This is a genomic window from Thermocatellispora tengchongensis (genome assembly GCF_014202315.1).
Lineage (GTDB): Bacteria > Actinomycetota > Actinomycetes > Streptosporangiales > Streptosporangiaceae > Thermocatellispora > Thermocatellispora tengchongensis.
Map to the genome: position 1 here is coordinate 111,943 of NZ_JACHGN010000019.1, position 20,857 is coordinate 132,799.

A 20,857-nucleotide genomic window follows, 5' to 3' on the forward strand; every position below is an offset into this window, starting at 1 on the left:
GTGGGCATTAATGAGGATCAGTGTCGGCCCGGAATCTGCCGGAAAAGTGGCGATCTATGCCGCACGCCAGGTCAAATCAGGGTGACTGCCAGGGCAAGCGTCGGTGAATAACGGACGTGGCGTTAATTCCAGACGCCGAGAGCCTTCATATCCGCGGTCGCCGTGCGTAGACTCCCCGGCACCGGCCAAGGTTTGTCCCGCGGGCTTCGACATGCTGCGGGAGGTCTGCGGACTCAACCGGAAGCGGCACAGCCCACCGACCCGGATGCGCGCCGCCGCCCGCCGAACGATTATCGCAGCGCCGTCCGGGCAGGACGTACCCGTCTTGCCGAGGAGAACGGATGTCTGGCCCCTATCTCGCCGCCGTAGACGATACAGCGGTGTCCCTGAGCGGAAACCACATCACGCTCGTGATCGTGGTCGCCGCCGTAGCCCTGCTCGCGCTGGCCGTCGCCGGCGGTCTGGTGCGCGAGGTGCTCGGTGCGAATCAGGGCACCGAGCGCATGCAGAACATCGCACGAGCCGTGCAGGAGGGCGCAGCGGCCTATCTGGCGCGGCAGTTCCGTACGCTCGCCGTCTTCGTCGTCCTGATCCCCTTTCTGCTGCTGTTGTTGCCGGCGCCCTCGACCGGCGTGCAGATCGGACGGTCGGTCTTCTTCGTGGTCGGCGCGGTGTTCTCCGCGCTGACCGGTTTCATGGGCATGTGGCTGGCGGTGCGCGGCAACGTGCGCGTCGCCGCCGCGGCCCGCGAGTCGGGTGAGAAGCGCGCGATGCGGATCGCGTTCAGGACCGGTGGCGTGGCGGGCATGTTCACCGTGGGCCTGGGCCTGCTGGGCGCGGCCATCGTGGTGCTCATCTACAAGGGCGACGCGCCCGCCGTGCTCGAAGGCTTCGGCTTCGGCGCCGCGCTGCTCGCCATGTTCATGCGAGTCGGCGGCGGCATCTTCACCAAGGCGGCCGACGTCGGCGCCGACCTCGTCGGCAAGGTCGAGCAGGGCATCCCCGAGGACGACCCGCGCAACGCCGCCACCATCGCCGACAACGTGGGCGACAACGTCGGCGACTGCGCGGGCATGGCGGCCGACCTGTTCGAGTCGTACGCGGTCATGCTGGTCGCCAGCCTCATCCTGGGCAAGGTCGCCTTCGGCGCCGAGGGCCTGGTCTTCCCGCTGCTGGTGCCGATGATCGGTGTGATCACCGCGGTGATCGGCATCTTCGTCACCGCGCCGCGCGACGGCGACCGTAACGGCATGGCCGCCATCAACCGCGGCTTCTTCATCTCCGCCGCGATCTCCGCGGTGCTCGTCGCCGCCGCGGCGTTCCTGTTCCTGCCGGCCCGCTTCTCCGAGCTGACCGGCGTCAGCGCCGAGATCGCCGGGCTCACCGCCGACCCGCGGCTCATCGCGATCGGCGCGGTGCTGATCGGCCTGGTGCTCGCCAGCCTGATCCAGATCCTCACCGGCTACTTCACCGAGACCAACCGGCGCCCGGTCCGGGAGATCGGCGAGAGCTCGCGCACCGGCCCGGCCACCGTCATCCTCGCCGGCGTCAGCGTCGGCCTGGAGTCCGCGGTGTACTCCGCGCTGATCATCGGCGCCGCGGTGTACGGGGCGTTCCTGCTCGGCTTCGGCAACGTCACCATCGCGCTGTTCGCGGTCGCGCTCGCCGGCACCGGCCTGCTGACCACGGTCGGCGTCATCGTCTCCATGGACACCTTCGGCCCCGTCTCCGACAACGCGCAGGGCATCGCCGAGATGTCCGGCGACGTGGAGGGCGAGGGCGCCCAGGTGCTCACCTCGCTCGACGCGGTCGGCAACACCACCAAGGCGATCACCAAGGGCATCGCCATCGCGACGGCGGTGCTGGCGGCGACCGCGCTGTTCGGCGCGTTCCGCACCGCCGTGGAGAGCGAGCTGGCCGCGGCCAGCGCCTCGGTCAAGGAGGCGCTGGGCACCTTCCAGGTGTTCAGCCTGGGCGTTGACGCGCCCAACGTGCTGGTCGGCCTGGTGATCGGCGCGGCCGTGGTGTTCATGTTCTCCGGCCTGGCGATCATGGCCGTGGGCCGCGCGGCCATGCGGGTGGTGTTCGAGGTGCGCGAGCAGTTCCGCACCAAGCCCGGCATCATGGACGGCACCGAGAAGCCCGAGTACGGCCGCGTCGTGGACATCTGCACCCGCGACTCGCTGCGCGAGCTGGCCACGCCCGGCCTGCTCGCGGTGATGACCCCGATCGCGGTCGGCTTCGCCCTCGGCTACGCCTCGCTCGGCGCCTACCTCGCCGGCGCCATCGCGGCCGGCACCCTGATGGCGGTGTTCCTGGCCAACTCCGGCGGCGCCTGGGACAACGCCAAGAAGCTGGTCGAGGACGGCCACCACGGCGGCAAGGGCTCCGAGGCCCACGCCGCCACCGTGATCGGCGACACCGTCGGCGACCCGTTCAAGGACACCGCGGGCCCGGCGATCAACCCGCTGATCAAGGTGATGAACCTGGTGGCGCTGCTGATCGCGCCCGCGGTCGTGGTCTACGCCGACAACGCCGTGCTGCGCGTCGTCATCTCGATCGTCGCGGTCGCGGTCGTGGTCGGCGTGATCGTGATCTCCAAGCGCCGCTCGGCCAGCGCCGCGCCCTCCCCCGAGAGCGAGGAGCGCGAGCCGGAGCCGGTCGGTAGCTGACCCCCTCGTTCGGCGGGCATCGCGGCCCGCGGTCCCCTCGCCGGGACCGCGGGCCGCACCGCGTCCGGGGGATGCGAAACTTGGTCGCGAACGGTGAACGAAGGGGGGCCGCACGGTGACCGGACCCGATCGTCCCTCCGGGGCGAAGACCCTGGCGATCATCCTGCTGGTCATGATGGCGGTGCTGGCCGGCATCGCCGCCATCGCGATCTGGGCCGCCAATGGGAGCTGAGGCGATGACGGGCGAACAGGACACGAACGGCGGACGGCACCGCACCCTTATCGTGCTGCGGCACTGCAAGGCCGCGCACATCCCCGGCCTGGCCGACCGCGAGCGCCCGCTGACCGGGCGCGGCGAGCGCGACGCCAAGCGGGTGGGCGAGACCCTGCGCGCCCTCGCCCTGCGCCCGGACCTGGTGCTGTGCTCCCCCTCCGTGCGCACCCGGCGTACGGCGGAGCTGGCCCTGGTCGAGCTGGCCCCCGACGCGCCGGTGGAGTTCCCGCGCGGGATCTACGAGGCGTACGCCGACGAGCTGCTCGACCTGATCCGCGCGACCGACCCCGGCGTGCGCACCCTGATGCTGGTCGGGCACAACCCGGGCGTGCACGAGCTGGTCATGGGCCTGACCACCCGCGACGGCGACCCCGGCTTCCCGCCGGGGGCCTTCGCGGTCATCGAGGCCGACGGCGCGTGGTCCATGCTCGACTCCGGCCACGCCACCACGCGCTGGAACCCCAAGACCGAGGTCAGGTGAGGGTCGTGTGCAGGCCGTCCTCGGCGTCGGCGGCCTCGACCTCGGCGCGCGGGATGCCGAGCAGGTAGAGGATCGAGTCGAGGTAGGGCACGGTGACCGCGGTGTCGGCGGCCTGGCGCACGACCGGCTTGGCGTTGAAGGCGATGCCCAGCCCCGCCGCGGCGATCATGTCCAGGTCGTTGGCGCCGTCGCCGATGGCGACGGTCTGGTTGATCGGGATGCCCGCCTGGGCGGCGAAGCGCTCCAGGGCGCGGGCCTTGCCCGGCCGATCGACGATCTCACCGATGACCCGCCCGGTCAGCTTGCCGTCCACGACCTCCAGGGTGTTGGCCGCGGAGTAGTCGATGCCCAGCTCCGCCACCAGCGAGTCGGTGATCTGGGTGAAGCCGCCGCTGACGATGGCGAAGCGGTAGTCGAGCCGCTTGAGCGTGCGCACCAGGGTCCGCGCCCCGGGGGTGAGCACGACCTCCGAACGCACCCGCTCGAAGACGTCCTCGGACAGCCCGGCGAGCAGCGCGACCCGCTCGCGCAGCGAGGCGGCGAAGTCGAGCTCGCCGCGCATGGCGGCGGCGGTGACCTTCTCCACCTCGTCCAGGCACCCGGCGTGCCGGGCCAGCAGCTCGATGACCTCGCCCTGGATCAGCGTCGAGTCGACGTCCATGACGATGAGCTTCTTGGCCCGCCGGTACAGCCCGGAGCGCTGCACCGCGACGTCCACCTGCTGCGCTGCGGCCTCGATGGACAGCGCGGCGCGCAGCGCGTCGGGGTCGGCCCCCGACACGGCCAGCTCGATGCAGGTGACGGGGTAGTGGGCCAGCCGCTCGATCCGGTCGATGTTGGCCCCGGCGGCGGCGATGCGCCCCGCGATGCCGGCCATCGCGGCGGGCTGCAGCGGGGCGCCGAGCACGCTGACGTGCAGGCGTCCGCGGCGCCGCTGCTCCTTGGCCATCGAGCCGGTGGAGAGCTCAAGCTCCATGCCCAGGTCTTCGGCGATGCGCTCGACGGCCGTCCACAGGGCCCCGAGCGTGCCACCGGTCCCGGTGGGCGGGCCCCCGGCGTATGCGACGAGGACGCCCAGGGTGAGGCGTCCGCGGATGACGACCTGCTCCACATCGGCCACGGTCACCGGGAACCCGGCGAGCACCGAGAAGAGCCGAGAGGTCACGCCGGGTCGGTCAGGCCCGGTAAGCGTGATCAGGAGAGTGCGCTGATTCATCTCCTCCAACGGTACTTGGCCCTCTGAACGGTCGTTGACGGGGTTCATCATTCGGACGCCTGCCGTCGCTGAGTGTGCCGTGTACGCGTCGGGCTGTGGCCATTTTCCCATGTCTTCATGGGTGCGGTTGGGAGAACAAGGAGGACAGCCGGCCATGACGATCACTCCCTCACCCGTGACCCGCCGCGCCGCCGCCGGCTCCGCGGCCATCGCCGACCCCCGGGGACGCTACACGGTGAGCCTGGCCCAGACCGCCGCCGACGTCCTGGACGCGCAGCGGCTGCGCTACCAGGTCTTCGCCGGGGAGATGGGCGCCCGGCTCGACACGCCCATGACCGGCGTGGACGGCGACCGCTTCGACGCCTACTGCGACCACCTCCTGGTCCGCGAGAGCGCCACCGGGCAGGTCGTGGGGACCTACCGGCTGCTCGCCCCGGGCCGCTCCGACCGGCTGTACTCCGAGACCGAGTTCGACCTCGGGCCGCTGTCGGGGATCAGGAAGGGCCTGGTCGAGGTGGGCAGGTCGTGCGTGCACGCCGAGCACCGGGGCGGCGCGGTGGTGGGCCTGATGTGGGCGGGGATCGCCCGCTACATGGTGGAGGGCGGCTACTCGTGGCTGGGCGGGTGCTGCTCGGTGCCGCTCACCGACGAGCCGCTCGCGGCGGCGGTGCACGACCGGGTGATGACGCGGCATCTCGCGCCTCAGGCGTACCGGCTGGTGCCGCACCGGCCCTGGTCGCCGGAGGGCATCGAGCGGCCGGACGGGTTCCAGATGCCCGCGCTGCTGCGCGGCTACCTGCGGCTCGGCTCGTGGGTGTGCGGGCCGCCGGCGTACGACCCCGACTTCCACAGCGCCGACTTCTTCGTGCTGCTCTCGCTGGCCAACGTGGACACCCGCTACCTGCGGCACTTCCTGGGTGTGGAGTCGTGAACATGTGGGTGCCCGTGGCGCCGTGCACCCCCGCCGCGTGTGTGGCCGATCAGGGGGGCCTGGCGGCTCCCGGGTGGGTGCGGGTCGCGCGGGTCCTCGCGGGGGCCCTGGTGGTGCTGGCCGGGCTGCCGCTGGCCGTGCTCGCGGCCGGGCTGGGCACGGCGGGCCGGATCAGGATCACGATGCTGTGGTCGCGGGTGCTGCTGCGCGCGATCGGCGTGCGGGTGGAGGTGCGACGGGGGTTCACCTTCATCGCGGGCGCCGGGGAGCCCGCGGCCGAGGGGGAGGCGGGCCCGGCGGCCGGGACGCTGGTCGTGGCCAACCACGTGTCGTGGCTGGACCCGCTGGTGATCGCGGCGTCGGTGCCGTGCCGGGTGCTGGCCAAGCGCGAGGTGCGCCGCTGGCCGCTGATCGGCCTGCTCGCCGGCGGGTCGGGCGCGCTGTTCATCGACCGGGACCGGCTCTCGGCGCTGCCCGGGGCCGTGCGCGAGGTCGCGGCGGCGCTCGCCGCGGGCCAGTCCGTGGCGGCCTTCCCCGAGGGTACGACGTGGTGCGGGCGCGGCATGGGCGCGTTCCGGCCCGCGGTGTTCCAGGCGGCCCTGGACGCGGGCGCCGTCGTGCGCCCGATCGCGCTCCGCTTCGAGGTGCCGGCCGGCGGCGGGCGTACACGCACCTACGCGGCGGCGTTCGTCGGAGACGACACCCTGGTCAGTTCCGTGCGGCGGGTGATCGGGCTGCGCGGTCTGGTGGTCGAGGTGACCCTGCTCCCGCTGCTCGCGCCGCCCGTCGCGAACGGCAGGCCCCCGGCGCGGCGGGCGTACGCGCGACGGGCGTACGCGCGGCTGGCGGAGGCGTCGGTCGCCTCGGCGACGCTGCCCTCCGCGGCCCAGACGGAGCGGCACCGCGTGCCACCGGCGGCGGGGCGCGTCGCGCCCGCGCCGCCGGTCGCGGTGCGGTAAGGACAGGGACTAGGCGGCAGGCACTAGCGGACGATCTTGGTCTTGACGTTCTTGGCGAACAGCCAGCCCTTGATGCCGCCGATGCGGTCGAGCTCCTCCTTGCTCAGGTTCTCGGCGCCGGTCGGCACGTCGTACGCGATGACGCCGAGCTGGGCGCGGGCGTGGCCCTTGGTGGACTTCTTCAGCTTGACGTGGATCTTCAGGGCGTCGGTCTCGCCGACCTCCAGGGCCCAGTCGCCCCAGCACCAGAAGCCGGACTCGTCCCAGGCGCACTGGGTGCCCTTGGGACCGTTGTAGTAGACCGTGCCCACGATGCCCTTGGGCAGCTTGCCGCCGATGTAGTAGGCGTCGGCGACGTACGGGCCGGTGTTCTTGGCGGAGATCGAGTAGGTGATCTTGCCGCCCGCCTTGACCTTGGCCGGGGCCTTCACGCTTACCTTGAAGACCGAGTACGGGTCGTCGGCGACCGCGGTGACCGCCTTCGCGGGCGCGGCGACCTTGACCGGCGCGGCCGAGGCGGGGGCGGAGGCGGCGAAGAGCATGGCGCCCGCGAGCGGAGTGACCAGCGCGAGCGAGGCGACCTTCTTCAACGAGCGGGACATGAGGGGTTTACTCCCGGTGAGAAAGTGACACGGGAGCGCTGCGGAGGCCCCCGTGCAAACGGCACAGCGTTCTATCACGGGAAGCCGAGCGGCGTAAAGATCTACCCGCCCTTTACCTCAATCCAAACATGGTGTTAGGGGTGTCCGGCACGACGCCGACTGCCGGCGCCCGATCCCGCGCGGGGGGTGGAGGGCCCGCGAGTCCAAACGGGCTTTCGGCCGGCGCGCGGTGGTGGGTCGCGCCCTGGTCGGCGCCCGCACCGTGCCGGACACCCCGGTCCAAAGGGCCGGCTACCAGCGCACGATGCGGGTCTTGACCTTGACGTAGCGCAGGTCGGTGCCCAGTTCCAGGCCGTAGATGTCCAGCACCTCGGGCTGGCCGGCCGGGACGTCGATGGAGGCGGAGGCGAACTCGGCGTACGCGTTGCCGGTCGTGCGGCGGCTCAGCCACGCCTTGACCTTGATGGTGGCGGTCCTGCCCGGCTTGAGCGTGTCGAGCAGGCAGCCCACCTCGCGGCCGGAGCGCTCGCAGTACGCGCCGGACGGCTTGCTGATGATGCGGACCTTGCTCACGCCCTTGGGCACCAGCCCGCCGACGTAGGCGATGTCGGTGGCGTACTCGCCGACGTTCTTGGTCTTGAGGGTGTAGGTGATCGCGCCGCCCTGGTAGACGGCCTTCGGGTAGTAGACGGTCAGCTTGAGCGGCGACAGCGGCGGGCCCGCCTTCACGGGCGCGAGCGCCGGGGTCACGGCCGGGACGTGGGCCGGGGCCGCGGCGGCGGTGCCGGGCGTGGCCAGGACGGCCGCGGACCCGCCGATGGCGAGCGCGGCGAGGACGGACAGGTGCCGGCGCATGGTGCTACTCCAGTCGGACATCAGGTTCTCCCCCGTTTTCGTTGCCGGGATCAGCATGCGGGGCCCGACTTGGGATCTTCTTGTCGTCCGGCTGGAACGACTTGCGTCCGGCTGGAAGCCGCCTGCACGGCGCTCGCGGGCCGTTCCACGGGCGGCTGCCACAGGCCGTCTCACATGGCCGTCTACAGGGCGCTCAGGACGCCAGGATGAGGTGGGTGTCGCCGAACTCGTGCCACAGGTAGCCCTCCCGCAGCGCCTCCTCGTACGAGCGCGACACCAGTGTCTCGCCGCCGACCGCCGCGAGCATCATCAGGTGGCTCGACCGGGGCTCGTGCAGGCCGGTGAGCAGCCCTGTCGTCACCCGCACGCCGTCCTGCGGCGTCACCACCCGCGAGGTCCAGCCCTCCGCGGCCTCCACCCGGCCATCCGCCGTGACCGCGGTCTCCAGGGCCCGCACCACCGTGGTGCCCACCGCCACCACCCGGGCGCCGCTCTCGCGCGCCAGGTTGACCAGGCGCGCGGTCGGCGCCGGCACCCGGAACCGCTCCCGGTACGGCGGCTCGTCCTTCTCCGGCGACGCCACGCCCGTGTGCAGGGTGATCGGCGCGATCGTGACCCCGCGGGCGACCAGCGCGGTCACCAGCGCGGTGCTGAACGGGCGGCCCGCGCTCGGCATCTCGGCGCTCCCGGGCACGGTCGCGAACACGGTCTGGTAGTCGGCCAGCGGCCAATCGCGCGGCACGTACGCGTACCGGATCGGGCGGCCGTAGCGGGCCAGGTACCCCGGCACGTCCCGGTCGAGCCGGGCCCGCCACAGCCGCGGCGTCTCCCGGCCGAGGAGCCGCAGCGTCGCGCGTCCGGGCAGCGGCAGCCACTCGCCCGGCGAGCCGCCCGCGTACGGCTCGGTCGTGCCCTCCGGCGTACGCCGGCGCAGCTCCACCAGCCACGAGCCGTCCTCGCGCTCGGTGGAGAAGTGCACGGCCAGGCGGTCCAGGCGGACGGCGGCCGGCAGCGTGGCGGAGTTGTTCACCACGAGCAGGTCGCCGGGGGCGAGCAGGCCGGGCAGGTCGGTGAACGCGTGGTGCTCGATCGCGCCGGTGTCGCGGCGCGAGACCAGCAGCCGTACGCCGTCGCGGGGCAGCCCCCGCGCCTCGGGAGGTTCGTGCGCCTCCCGGACCGGCGGAAGCGCGAACTCCACGCTCATGCCGACTCCTTCGCCGGCGCCACGAGTGAAACCGCGTGTTCCATCGTTCACTCGCTCCGCTCGTTCACGTGCACCACCCGGCCGCTCCCCGGGCGCTCGGCGAGGAGGCGGAGGACGGTGGGGACCACGGTCTCCGGGGCCGGGGCGCCCCCCGCCTCGCCAGGGCCGATCGCGTCGGCTAGCATGCGGGTGTTCATCTCGCCCGGGTCCAGCCACCAGACCGCGACGTCGGGCTCCTCCACCGCGAGCACGTTGGAGATCTGGTCCAGCGCCGCCTTGGTCGCGCCGTACCCGCCCCATCCCTCGTACGCCTCGACGGCCGCGTCCGAGGAGATGTTCACCACCGCGCCCCGGCGGGCCCGCAGGCCGGGCAGCGTGAGCTGGAGCAGCGCGAGCGGGGCCAGCACGTTGACCGAGAACAGGTCGAGCAGCTCGCGTACGGGATAGTCGGCCAGCTTGGGCAGCGGCGTGGGGCCGAGCCCGGAGGCGTTGTTGACCAGCAGGTCCAGGCCGCCCAGCGCGGCGGCGGCCTCGGCCAGGCGGTCGCGGTGGCCCGGGTCGGCCACGTCGCCGGGCAGGGCGGTCACGGCGGCGTGGCCCAGCTCCGCCGCCGCCTTCTCCAGGTCCTCCGCGCCGCGCGCGGTGAGCACGAGCCGCCAGCCGTCGGCGGCGAGGGCGCCGGCCAGGGCCCGGCCGAGGCCCCGGGAGGCGCCGGTGATCAGTGCGTTTCTCGTCATGCCCCGACGTTAGGCACCGGTCCCGGGGCCGGGCATCGGCCCCGGGACCGGGTACGCCTGCGCACATGGGCGTAGGACCGCCGCCCCATGGCCCGCGCCCGCGATGCGCCTAAGGTGTGCCTATGAACCGGGACGCGATGAACCGGGAGGCGCTGAACCCCGACGCGATGAACCCCGACGCGATGGACCGCGACGTGGCGAACCGGCACGAGGTGGAGCGCGACGAGGTGCTGCACGCGGTCAGCTCGGCCGTGCTCTCGGTCACCCGCCACCTGTCGGTGCGCGAGGTGCTCCAGGTCATCGTCCGTTCCGCGCAGCGCCTGCTCGACGCCCGGTACGCGGCGCTCGGCGTGCCCGACGACAAGGGCGCGTTCGCCGAGTTCGTCGCCGAGGGCATCACCGACGAGCAGTGGGAGGCCATCGGGCCCACCCCGCGCCAGCACGGCATGCTCGGCGCGATGCTGCGCGAGGCCCAGCCGGTGCGCCTGCCCGACATCCGCAAGGACCCGCGTTTCGAGTGGTGGCCCCGGGCCCACCCGGTGGTCAAGGACTTCCTGGGCGTGCCGATCAGGGACGGCGAGGCCGTGCTGGGCATCATCTTCCTGTCCAACAAGCGCACGCCCGGCGGGTTCACCGAGGCCGACCAGGAACTGCTGACGCTGTTCGCCGCGCACGCCGCCATCGCGCTGACCAACGCCCGGCTCTACGAGCGCGGCCGGGAGCTGGCCCTGGTCGAGGAGCGCACCCGGATGGCGCGCGAGCTGCACGACGCGGTCACCCAGAAGCTGTTCTCGCTGCGGCTGGCCGCGCAGACCGCGGGCGCGCTGCTGACCAGCGCCCCCGAGCGGGCCGCGGCCGAGCTGGACCGGGTGCAGCGGCTCGCCGGCGAGGCGCTGGCCGAGCTGCGCGCGGTCATCGTGGAGCTGCGCCCCGCCGAGCTGGACCGGCACGGCCTGGCCGAGACCCTGCGCAAGCACGTGCGCCTGCTCGACCGCATCCACCCGGTGAGCGTGGTCTTCGAGGGCTCGGTGCGGGACCTGCCGGAGAACCTGGAGCCCGAGGTCGAGGTCGCGGTGCTGCGCGTGGCCCAGGAGGCCCTGCACAACGCGCTGCGCCACTCCGGCTGCTCCACGGTCTCGGTACGCCTGGAGCGCGGTGACGGCGGCCGGCTGGCGCTCGAAGTGCGCGACGACGGCACCGGGTTCGACGCGGCGGTCCCGCCCGCCCGGGGGCTCGGGCTGGCGTCGATGCGTGACCGGGCCGAGGCCGTGGGCGGCAGGGTGGAGGTCGCGTCCCGTCCCGGCGAGGGCACCACGGTGCGGATGGAGGTGTGACGCGGTGGCGGAGATCAGGGTGGTGATCGCGGACGATCATCCGATCGTGCGGGAAGGGCTGCGCACGTACCTCGACTTGCAGGACGACGTGAGCGTGGTCGGCGAGGCGGCCGACGGGGCGCAGGCCGTGGAGCTCGTGGCCGAGCATGCCCCCGACGTGCTCCTGCTCGACCTGCGCATGCCGGTGCTCGACGGGCTCGGCACGCTGACCGAGCTGGCCGCGCGCGGGCTGAGCGTACGCGTGCTGGTGCTGACCTCGGTCAGCGACCGCGGCGACGTGGCCCCGGCCATGCGGGCGGGGGCCTCCGGGTTCCTCTACAAGGACGTCGATCCGCCGGCGCTGGTGCAGGCGATCAGGGCGGTGGCGCGCGGCCAGGTGCTGCTGGCCCCGGAGGCGGCGGAGGCGGTGCTGGCGGGAGCCGCGGCCCCGGCGCCCGAGGCGCCCGCCCCCGAGGCGGCGGTCCCGCTGACCGAGCGGGAGCGCGAGGTGCTGCGCCTGCTGGCCTCCGGCCGCTCCAACCGGGAGATCGCCCGGGAGCTGACCGTGGCCGAGAAGACGGTCAAGACGCACGTGTCCAACGTGCTGATGAAACTCGGCGTACAGGACCGCACCCAGGCGGCCCTGTACGCCGTGCGCAACGGACTGGCCTGATCAGGTGTCCTTCTTCTCGTTGCGCTCCACGTTCTTCTTCGGCGGGGTCCAGTCGGGCTGCGGCGGCAGCGGCGACGGCGTGTAGCCGGTGTCACGGCGCGGCGGCTTCGGCCAGACGATCGCGGTCTTGGCGGTCTTCAGGAACCGCCAGCCCTGGACGCCGCCGATGCGGTCCAGCTCCTCCTCGCTCAGCCCGGTGGCGCCGGTGGGCACGTCGTAGGCGAGGATGCCGAGCTTGGCCACGGCGGTGCCCTTGGTGTTCTTCTTCAGCGTCACCTGGAACTTCAGCCAGTCGGTCTGGCCCTTGTAGAGCACGTAGGGCCCCCAGCACCAGAACCACTGCCCCTCCCAGGAGCACTTGGTGCCCTTGGGGCCGTCCCAGTAGAGGGTGGGCTTGACGCCCTTCGGCACCTGGCCGCCGATCCAGTAGTAGTCGGCGTAGTGGGGGCCGAGGTTCTTGGCCCGGATCGAGTAGGTGATCTTGCCGCCGCGCTTGGTGCGCTTGGTGTAGGACAGCGAGACCTGGAACTTCGAGTACGGGTCGTCGAGCGTCGCGCCGGCGGTCTTCGGCGCGGTCTTAGGCGCGGCGTTCGGCGCGGCGTTCGGCGCGGTCACGGAGGCGTCGGCCGTCTTGGCCGCGGCGGGCGGGGCGAAGGCGAGGGGAGCGACGAGGCCGATCCCGATGAGAGTGCCGAGTTGTCGGCGCATGGCGTCTCCGGGCGTAAACGTGGTTTGGGAGGCTATGGGAGGGATTGCGAAGATTCTTGGTGAACCCCCGAGTTGCCTAGATGATTATTACCTACAACGATCAGTGGCAAAGGCCGCAATCTTTCGAGATATGTCGGTCTCGCGTATCTTTGGTCACTTGAGCGCGCTATTCGGTCACGGTGTGACATGGCGTGTCGCGGTGGGGCGGGGAGGAAGGCGTGCCGGACATTCAGCCGCTGCGGCAGGGGGATCCGCAGACGCTCGGTGACTATCGCGTCACCGGGCGCTTGGGCGAGGGTGCTCAGGGCGTCGTGTACGCAGCCGACCGCCCCGACGGCACCCGGGTGGCGATCAAGCTGCTCCGCGCCCGCCTGGACGGCGACGGGATCGAGGCGGAGCGCTTCCTGCGCGAGGTCGACGCCGCCCGCCGGGTCGCCCAGTTCTGCACCGCCCAGGTGCTCGACGCGTCCCTGAGCGGCGAGTCGCCGTACATCGTGAGCGAGTACGTGGACGGCGTCTCCCTCCACCGCGTGGTACGCGAGGAGGGCCCGCGCACGGGCGGCGTACTGCACCGCCTGGCCGTCGGCACCGTCACCGCCCTGGCCGCCATCCACCGCGCGGGCATCGTGCACCGCGACTTCAAGCCCAGCAACGTCCTGCTCGGCTCCGACGGCCCCCGAGTCATCGACTTCGGCATCTCCCGGGCCCTGGACTCGGCCATGACCCTGACCAGCGGCGTCGTCGGCACGCCGGCGTACATGTCGCCGGAGCAGATCTCGGGCCAGCGCGTCGGCCCCCCGTCCGACATGTTCAGCTGGGCCCTGACCATGACGTACGCCGCCACCGGCCGGCCCGCCTTCGGCCACGACAGCGTCCCCGCGGTCATCTACCGCGTCATCAACGACGACCCCGACCTGTCCGCCCTCCCGGACCGCCTGCGCCCCATCGTCGCCGCCTGCCTGAACAAGTCCCCCGACCAGCGCCCCACCGCCGCCGACACCCTCTTCGCCCTCCTGGAGCAGCAGGACCCGGCCTCCGACGCCATCCCCCTCCCCGGCATAGCCCCCCTGGTCCACCCCGAACCCCAGGACGCCCCCCCAGCCGAACCCCAGGACCCCGCATCCCGGGACGAAGGTGCGGCCTCCACCCCTGGTACGTCATCCCCCACCCCGGTCGCGGCTCCCCCCGTGACCTCCACCCCCAGCACGGGCCAGCCCCCGACCACGGGTGGGGTTCCGCCTGCGGGCCCGGTCCCGACCACGGGCGGCCTTCCGTCTGCGGGCCCGGTCTCGGCTGTGGGCGGGCTTCCGTCTGCGGGCCCGATCCCGTCTGCGGGCCCGGTTTCGACTGCGGGCCCGGTCCCCAGCGCGGGCCAGGTTCCGGCCACGGGATGGAGTCCTGCCGCGGCCTCGCCGCCCGTTCCGGGCCCCGCTCCCACCGCGGCCCCCGCCTCCGAACCGGCACGCGATCCGCGACCGGGCCCGGACCAGCGACCGGCCGCCGCCGCAGGACCGGCCGGACCTGTCCCGACGCCCGTTCCCGCCCCCACCTCCGGTCCCACCCCGACCCCAGGCCCGCTTCCGGCCTCCGGCCCGGCGCCCGCTTCGGGCCCGGCCCCAACCGGGGGCCCGACCGCCACGCCGACACCGGGGCCGCTTCCGGCCTCGGGTGCGGGCCCAAGCGCGGGCTCGGGCCAGACCTCAGCCCCCGCCTCAAGCCCGGCCTCAGTCCCGGCCTCGGGCCCGGCTTGGGGGCCGCTTCCGGCTGTGGGGTCGGCGCCCGCTTCGGGGCCGGTCCCGGCCGGGGGGCCGACCGCCGCGCCGACACCGGGGCCGCTTCCGGCCCCGAGTGTGGCCTCGACCCCGGCCTCGGGTCAGACCTCAAGCCCTGTCTCGGGTCAGACCTCAAGCCCGGTTCCGGGGCAGACCCAAACCCCGGCCTCTGGTCAAGCCCCAACCCCCGTCTCGGGTCAAGCCCAGAGCCTGACCACCGCGACCTGGAGCCTGCTGCCCGCCTCGGGTCCAACCCCGGCCCCAACCCCGGCCCCGACCTCGGGCCCGGACTCGGCCCCGGCTCCGACGCCAGCCCTGGGCGCAACCCCAACCCCGGCCCCAACCGGGGCCCCTGCCCCGACTCCGGCCCCGGCTCCGGGGGCCGCAGGTGGCGCGGGTGTGTCGGCAGACCTCGGTTCGGGTTCCGCCACGGTGCCCGAGCAGGGGGCGGGGGATGGGCCGGTCGCGGCGAAGGGCTTCGGCGTCCCCGGAGCGGACTCCGCGGGAGAGCCCAGAACGGGAGAGCCCGGAACGGGCGGGCCGGGACCGGATGCGTCGGGAACGGGTGAGCCGCGAACGGATGCGTCGGGAACGGGTGAGCCGCGAACGGGTGCGTCCGGAACGGGTGAGCCGCGAACGGATGCGTCCGGAACGGGTGAGCCGGGAACAGGTGCGTCGGGAACGGGCGCGTCCGGAACGGGTGAGCCCGGGGAAGCTTCGGGTGTCCTGCCTGTGGTCATCGTGCCGGTCCAGCGGGGCAAGCCCGGCGCAGGTGGCGGCGCTTCGCAGGGTTCCTCTGCCCCTTCGCAGGGTTCCTCTCTTCCTTCGCAGGGTTCCTCTGTGGAGGGTGCCGTGACGCCGCCCTTCACCTCCATCCTCCCGCAGCAGGCCCCGTCCGCCGGTGACCCCACCGTGCGTACGCCCCTGGGGGAGCGGCCGCCGAGTCTGCCGCATCCGCCCGCGCCCGGGAGTGGGGCGCCGGGGGCGTTCGAGCCTCCGGGGCCCAGTGACCCCAGTACGCCCGTCCTGCCTCCCCCGGTGCCGTACTCGTCCCCGATTCCCCCGGGGGCGACGGTGCCCAAGGCCCCGCCGGCGCCGCCCGTGCCTCCCGAGGAGGAGGGCGAGTCCGAGGAGCGGGGGCGGCGGCGCGGTGTGGTGACCGGGGTGATGGTGGCGGCGGTGGCGCTGGCCGCGACCGTGCTCATCGTGGTGCCCAGCGCGCTGGACGACGGCGGCGGCAGCGGGACGGTCACGGTCACCTCGGCGCCGCCGAGTCAGGACCTGGCGCTGGCCACCTCGCCCGCCGTCACGGCCAGTCCGACGCCCACGGCCACCCCGACTTCCACCCCCACCCCCACCCCGACCCCGGGGGACAGCGTGGCGACCGTCGTGGCCAGCGTGGGGCTCGGTGAGCAGAGCGGGAAGTCGCTCAAGGGCCACAGCAAGGCGGTGCAGTCGGTGGCGGGGATCACGATCGGCGACCGCTACACGGTCGTCTCGGGCGGCCAGGACGGCAGCCTGCGCCTGTGGGACCCGGTCAAGCACAAGTTCCTGCACCGCCTCACCGGCCACCGCGGCGAGATCTACGCGGTCTCCACGATCACGATCAAGGGCACCCCGTACGCCGTGACCGGCGGCTACGACCACACCGTGCGGCTGTGGAACCTCAAGAAGCGCACGCACCGGATTCTCGGCTACCACCCCATCGCGGTGTTCGCGGTGGCGGCCGGGAACGTCAAGGGCAAGCCGGTGGCCGTCACCGGCGACGGCGACGGGATGCTGCGCTTCTGGGACCTGAGCAAGCGCCGCCAGATCGGCTCGGTGCGGGCGCACGGCAAGGACGTGAACTGGCTCGCCTGGGGCAAGATCGGCGACCGGGTCGTGGCGGTCTCGGCCAGTGAGGACGAGTCGCTGCGGGTCTGGGACGTCGCCAAGCGCAAGGCGTACGGCAAGCGCTACACCGGCCACACCAAGCCGGTCTTCTCGGTCACCCTGGGCGAGGTGGACGGCAGGACCGTGGCCATCTCCGGCGGCAAGGACGAGAAGATCCGCATCTGGGACCCCAAGACCGGCAAGTCGATCGGCAAGTCGCTGACCGGCCACAAGGACAACGTGTACACCCTGTGCCTCGGCACGGTGGACGACGCGCCGGTGCTCGTCTCCGGCAGCACCGACGGGACGATCCGGGCATGGGACCCGGTAGCTCGCAAATCCGTCGGAGAGTCGGTCAAAGCCCACAAGGGCGGTGTCTACACCGTGGCCATCACCGAGGTGGACGACAAGCCCGTGGTTGTCTCCGGAGGTAAGGACAGGTCAATCAAGATATGGAATCTGGAGACGACCTTCACCGGAAGCTGACCGGCGTATTGTGTGGACCCACCACAACTTACGTGGACCCCCCACAAGTACCCCGGGTCTCCGCGAACACCCGCGAATACCCGTGATCCCGGCCTTGCCGGAGGAGGTGCGCATGCCGCTCGCCCCATCCAGTGGGACGGGTGATCCCGATGCGCTCGGTGGTTACCGGATCTCTGGCCGCCTGGGCGAGGGCGACCAGGGTGTGATCTACGCGGCCGACGGCCCCGGCGACGAGCCCGTGGCGGTCAAGCTGCTCCACCCGCGGTTCCGGCTCACCGGCGAGGGCCCCGAGCGATTCCTGGCGGCGATCGACCCCCTGCGCGACGCCGAACACCCGCACACCCCGCGACTGCTGGACGCCGGCATCCACGACGGCCGCCCGTACGTCGTGCACACCCTCGCCCACGGCTTCCCGCTCTCGGTCAACGTGTCCGGCGACCGGCTGATGGACCTGGTCGAGGGCACCGCCGAAGCCCTGGCCTCGCTGCACGGGGCCGGCGTGGTGCACCGCGACGTCAAGCCGGGCAACATCCTGCTCGGCGGCGACGGCCCCTGGCTGCTGGACGCCGGCATCGCCGCCGCGCTCGACGCCGCCACCACGATGTTCAGCGCCGTCATCGGCTCCCCGCAGTACATGTCGCCGGAGCAGGTCGCGGGCGACGAGATCGGCCCGGCGTCCGACGTGTTCAGCTGGGCCGCCACGATGGCCTTCGCGGCGACCGGGCGCGGCCCGTTCGAGGACGACTCCGTGCCCGCCGTGCTCAACCGGGTCTTCGCCGCGGCCCCCGATCTGTCGGCCGTACGGGAGGACCTGCGCCTGGTCCTCACCCGCTGCCTGGCCAAGGCCCCGGACGCCCGCCCCACGATGCCGGAGGTCCTCACCTCCCTCCCGGCCCGCCCCGTCGTCCTCGCCGCCGCGTCCCCACCACCCGAGCCCGAGCCCGAGCCTGAGCTCGAACCCGAGCCGGAACCGGCACCTGAGCCTGAGCCCGAACCCGAGCCGGAACCGGCATCTGAGCCTGAGCCCGAGGCCGAGCCGGAGGCGGGCGCGGGATCCGAGCCTGAGCCCGAGCCTGAGCCCGAGCCGATGCCGGAACCGACGCCGATGCCCGTGCCGGTGCCGGTCGCGGCGCCGCGGCGGCGTACCGGACGCAAGGTGCTGCTCGGGATCGGGGTGGCGGCGGTCGTCGGGACGCCCGCGTGGCTGGTGTTCGGGGGCGGCGCGCAGGTGGTGTCCGGGCCGCGTCCGGTGCCCACGGTCGGGATCGTCAACCAGGCGGGCGTCGCCACGCCGGAGCCCTCGGAACGGCCCGTGGAGGAGGAGAGCGCGCCGCCGCCGACGGGCACGTCCTGGCTCGGCTACGGCTTCCGGGTGCGCTCGGTACGGGTGGCGGACGTGCGCGGCCTCGCCACCGCCGAGGTGGACGGCCGGCCCATAGTGGTCACGGCGGGCGCGGACGGCGCGGTGCGGCGCTGGGAGCTGGAGACCGGCGAGCCGGTCGGCAAGCCGCTCAAGGGCCACAAGGGCGCCGTGGAGGCCGTGGCCGTCACGACGCTCGGCGGCGCCCCGGTGGCGGTCTCCGGGGGCAGGGACGGGACGCTGCGGTTCTGGGACCTGGCCGACGGCGGCCAGGCGGCGCGGGCGTACCGGCTCAAAGGGGGCGGGGTGACCGCGCTCGCGGTGGTGAAGGCGGGCCGGCGCACCCTGCTGGCCGCGGCCACCGCGGATCGCCGGATCACGGTGCTCGACCTGAAGACCCGCCGCCCGGTCGGGAGGCCGCTGCGCGGGCACCGGGGCGCCATCGCCGCGCTCGCGGCGGCCGAGACGGCGAGCGGCCGGCCGATCCTGGTCTCCGGCGGCCGGGACGAGACCGTACGCGCGTGGGACCCGCTGCGGGCCCGCCCGTTCGGCAAGCCGTACCACGCGCACACCCGGCCGGTCGAGGCGCTGGCGTCGGGCGAGATCGGCGGCCGGCCGGTGGTGATCTCGGCGGGTCAGGAGCGGGCGATCCGGCTGTGGCGCCCCGACCGGCTCCGCTCGGTCCGGCCCGCGCTCGCGGGCCCCAAGGGCACCGTGCACGCCCTGGCGCGCGCCGAGCTGGACGGCAGGCCGACCCTGATCGCGGCGAGCGGTGACGGTGTCCTGCGCGCCTGGGACCTGGCCACCGGCAAGCTGCGCGGCAAGATCGAGGAGGCGCACGACGGCGCGGCGACCGCCGTGGTGCCGCACGTGGACGAGCAGGGGCGGCTGATGCTGGTCTCGGCCGGGAGCGACGACGCCCTGCGCATCTGGCGGTTCGGCTCGCTCACCTGATCCCGGGCTCGTGCAGGATCGCGTGGTGCGCGGCGACGCGGGCCCGGCGCACCGCGCGGTCCAGCTCGCGCAGCGCGTCGCCGCGGGCGGTGATCTGGCCCGAGGTGAGGCCGCGGTCGTCGGCCAGCCGCAGCGCGGAGGCGAGCCGCGCCGACAGCACCGCCACCCGGTGGGCGCGGGCGGGGTAGCCGGGCGCCAGCGCCTCCTCGGCGGTCTTCAGCGCCGAACCCGGATGGGCCTGCCGCGGGCCCTCGACGGTGCTGAGCGTCTCGGTGGCCGAACGCATCGCGCTGCTCAGCGCGTGCTCGGCCTCGGCGAGCGAGGGCAGGTCGGGCGTGGCGGGGGCGGCCGGCAGAACCGTCCACCGGATGCCGACGTAGGATGAGCCGCGCCGGTCCACCGCGGGCACGAGACCAAGACACGTGTCCGGCAACACGGCTATCGCGGCCTCGCCCGCCTCGATGGCCGCGGAGTTGAAGGAGGGCGGTCCTGTGAGGCCGAGCGGGTCGCCCGCGACGGGAAGCGCCAGACGCAGCGCGCTCAGCCCGGCCGTCCGCAACTCCGCCAGGAACCGGCGCAGGGGGATGTCCGCGCCCGGGTCATCGCCGGACGGACCGGAGAGGCCGGCGAGCCCGGAGAGCCCGGAGCGCTCAGAGACCCCGGAGAGCCCGCCGAGCCCGGTCGCCGGGTTCGGCGCGGCCGATGGGGGGAGGTGCGGCAGGGGTGCGGCGATCAGGCCGGGCCCGGCCGTACGCTCGACCTGGTCCACCGCCTCGTCGAGGCCGATGTGGCCGGTGAGCCAGGCGTTTCCCCAGCAGACGAGCGTCGCCGATATCGGTGAATCAACGTGCACCGCACCACGATATGCGCTGAGCCTGCAATAGGTTTTAGCCAGACGGATGTAAGGGAGTGATCGGGGATGGGCGGTCAGGTGCTGCGACTGGCGGATGTCGCCGTCCGCAGGGACGGTGCGGCGCTGCTGCGCGGCATCGACTGGGCCGTGGGGGCGGACGAGCGCTGGGTGGTCATCGGGCCCAACGGGGCGGGCAAGACCACCTTGCTCCAGGTGGCGGGGGCGTTGCTGTACCCCACCGAGGGCACCGTCGAGATCCTCGGCGAGCGGCTCGGCCACACCGACGTGCTCGAACTGCGTACGCGGATCGGCCTGGCCAGCTCGGCGCTGGCCGAGCGGGTGCCGCCGGAGGAGAAGGTGATCGACCTGGTCCTCACCGCGTCGTACGCCGTGCTGGGCCGGTGGACCGAGGAGTACGACTCCCACGACGTGACCCGGGCCGTGGAGCTGATCGACCAGCTCGGCTGCGCCCACCTGATCCGGCGCCGGTTCAACACGCTGTCCGAGGGCGAGCGCAAGCGGGTGCAGATCGCCCGCGCGCTGATGCCCGACCCCGAGCTGCTGCTGCTCGACGAGCCCGCCGCCGGGCTCGACCTGGGCGGGCGCGAGGATCTGGTCCGCCGCCTGTCGGGGCTGGCCCAGGATCCGAAGGCGCCCACGATGGTGCTGGTCACCCACCACGTCGAGGAGGTCCCGGCCGGGTTCACCCACGCCATGCTGCTGCGGCACGGCTCGGTGGTGGCCCAGGGGCCGATCGACTACGTGATGACCGCCGAGAACCTGTCGGCGACGTTCGGGGTGCAGCTCACCCTCGACCGGGGCGGCGACGGGCGATGGTACGCCAGGGCCAACGGCTACTGAGCCCCATACGCCCTCTTCTGCCGGGTTGACGGGCCGGTAAAGGGAAAACCAAATATCATTTCGGCCAACGTTCC

16 protein-coding genes are annotated in these 20,857 nt (G+C 73.3%); 9 read left to right on the forward strand and 7 right to left on the reverse strand.

The window, feature by feature from the left end; all coding sequences use genetic code 11:
- Positions 1-341 precede the first annotated feature (341 nt).
- Both HNP84_RS36350 and HNP84_RS36355 read left to right on the forward strand, forming a co-directional pair.
- Positions 342-2,672: a sodium-translocating pyrophosphatase gene (locus HNP84_RS36350; RefSeq protein WP_185054552.1), complete on the forward strand. Its 2,331-nt coding sequence runs from the start codon at positions 342-344 to the stop codon at positions 2,670-2,672.
- A 236-nt stretch (positions 2,673-2,908) separates the two neighbouring features.
- Positions 2,909-3,427, forward strand: a complete 519-nt coding sequence (locus tag HNP84_RS36355) for a SixA phosphatase family protein (protein WP_185054553.1) — start codon at positions 2,909-2,911, stop codon at positions 3,425-3,427.
- Here the strand turns inward: HNP84_RS36355 and serB are convergent.
- The gene (serB, locus tag HNP84_RS36360; protein WP_185054554.1) at positions 3,420-4,643 is read right to left on the reverse strand and encodes a phosphoserine phosphatase SerB; all 1,224 of its coding nucleotides are present in this window, start codon (positions 4,641-4,643) and stop codon (positions 3,420-3,422) included. The two genes, HNP84_RS36355 and serB, sit on opposite strands and share 8 nt — an antisense overlap.
- Before the next feature lie 154 nt (positions 4,644-4,797).
- Here serB and HNP84_RS36365 point away from each other — a divergent pair, with 154 nt between their 5' ends.
- Positions 4,798-5,574, forward strand: a complete 777-nt coding sequence (locus tag HNP84_RS36365; protein ID WP_185054555.1) for a GNAT family N-acetyltransferase — start codon at positions 4,798-4,800, stop codon at positions 5,572-5,574.
- A gap of 2 nt (positions 5,575-5,576) precedes the next feature.
- Positions 5,577-6,533, forward strand: coding sequence for a lysophospholipid acyltransferase family protein (locus HNP84_RS36370; protein ID WP_221337201.1), 957 nt, complete (start codon positions 5,577-5,579; stop codon positions 6,531-6,533).
- A 23-nt stretch (positions 6,534-6,556) separates the two neighbouring features.
- Here HNP84_RS36370 and HNP84_RS36375 read toward each other — a convergent pair whose 3' ends face one another.
- The 4 genes from HNP84_RS36375 to HNP84_RS36390 form a co-directional block, all read right to left on the reverse strand.
- Positions 6,557-7,135, reverse strand: coding sequence for a DUF11 domain-containing protein (locus HNP84_RS36375; RefSeq protein WP_185054557.1), 579 nt, complete (start codon positions 7,133-7,135; stop codon positions 6,557-6,559).
- 291 nt (positions 7,136-7,426) lie between these two features.
- Positions 7,427-8,011 carry a DUF11 domain-containing protein gene (locus HNP84_RS36380; RefSeq protein ID WP_185054558.1) on the reverse strand — a complete coding sequence of 195 codons (585 nt, stop codon included), beginning with the start codon at positions 8,009-8,011 and terminating at the stop codon, positions 7,427-7,429.
- A 172-nt stretch (positions 8,012-8,183) separates the two neighbouring features.
- On the reverse strand, positions 8,184-9,194 hold the full coding sequence (locus HNP84_RS36385; RefSeq protein WP_185054559.1) for an S-adenosylmethionine:tRNA ribosyltransferase-isomerase: 1,011 nt from the start codon (positions 9,192-9,194) through the stop codon (positions 8,184-8,186).
- A 47-nt stretch (positions 9,195-9,241) separates the two neighbouring features.
- The gene (locus HNP84_RS36390) at positions 9,242-9,931 is read right to left on the reverse strand and encodes an SDR family NAD(P)-dependent oxidoreductase (RefSeq protein ID WP_185054560.1); all 690 of its coding nucleotides are present in this window, start codon (positions 9,929-9,931) and stop codon (positions 9,242-9,244) included.
- 122 nt (positions 9,932-10,053) lie between these two features.
- On the opposite strand from HNP84_RS36390, the gene HNP84_RS36395 reads away from it, so the two are divergent.
- Both HNP84_RS36395 and HNP84_RS36400 read left to right on the forward strand, forming a co-directional pair.
- Positions 10,054-11,265 (forward strand): GAF domain-containing sensor histidine kinase, encoded by a 1,212-nt coding sequence (locus HNP84_RS36395; RefSeq protein WP_246519150.1) that lies wholly within the window; start codon positions 10,054-10,056, stop codon positions 11,263-11,265.
- 4 nt (positions 11,266-11,269) lie between these two features.
- Complete coding sequence (locus HNP84_RS36400; protein WP_185054561.1) at positions 11,270-11,917, forward strand: response regulator; 648 nt, start codon at positions 11,270-11,272, stop codon at positions 11,915-11,917.
- Here HNP84_RS36400 and HNP84_RS36405 read toward each other — a convergent pair whose 3' ends face one another.
- Positions 11,918-12,625: a hypothetical protein gene (locus HNP84_RS36405; RefSeq protein ID WP_185054562.1), complete on the reverse strand. Its 708-nt coding sequence runs from the start codon at positions 12,623-12,625 to the stop codon at positions 11,918-11,920.
- Between the two features lie 311 nt (positions 12,626-12,936).
- Between HNP84_RS36405 and HNP84_RS57145 the strand changes: the two genes are divergently transcribed.
- Complete coding sequence (locus HNP84_RS57145; RefSeq protein WP_512700968.1) at positions 12,937-16,755, forward strand: protein kinase domain-containing protein; 3,819 nt, start codon at positions 12,937-12,939, stop codon at positions 16,753-16,755.
- 112 nt (positions 16,756-16,867) lie between these two features.
- Positions 16,868-19,069 (forward strand): WD40 repeat domain-containing serine/threonine protein kinase, encoded by a 2,202-nt coding sequence (locus tag HNP84_RS36415; RefSeq protein ID WP_185054564.1) that lies wholly within the window; start codon positions 16,868-16,870, stop codon positions 19,067-19,069.
- Here HNP84_RS36415 and HNP84_RS36420 read toward each other — a convergent pair.
- Positions 19,062-19,922, reverse strand: coding sequence for an Rv1486c family protein (locus HNP84_RS36420; RefSeq protein WP_185054565.1), 861 nt, complete (start codon positions 19,920-19,922; stop codon positions 19,062-19,064). The genes HNP84_RS36415 and HNP84_RS36420 overlap by 8 nt on opposite strands.
- A gap of 66 nt (positions 19,923-19,988) precedes the next feature.
- Here HNP84_RS36420 and HNP84_RS36425 point away from each other — a divergent pair, with 66 nt between their 5' ends.
- Positions 19,989-20,783 carry an ABC transporter ATP-binding protein gene (locus HNP84_RS36425; RefSeq protein WP_185054566.1) on the forward strand — a complete coding sequence of 265 codons (795 nt, stop codon included), beginning with the start codon at positions 19,989-19,991 and terminating at the stop codon, positions 20,781-20,783.
- Positions 20,784-20,857 lie beyond the last annotated feature (74 nt).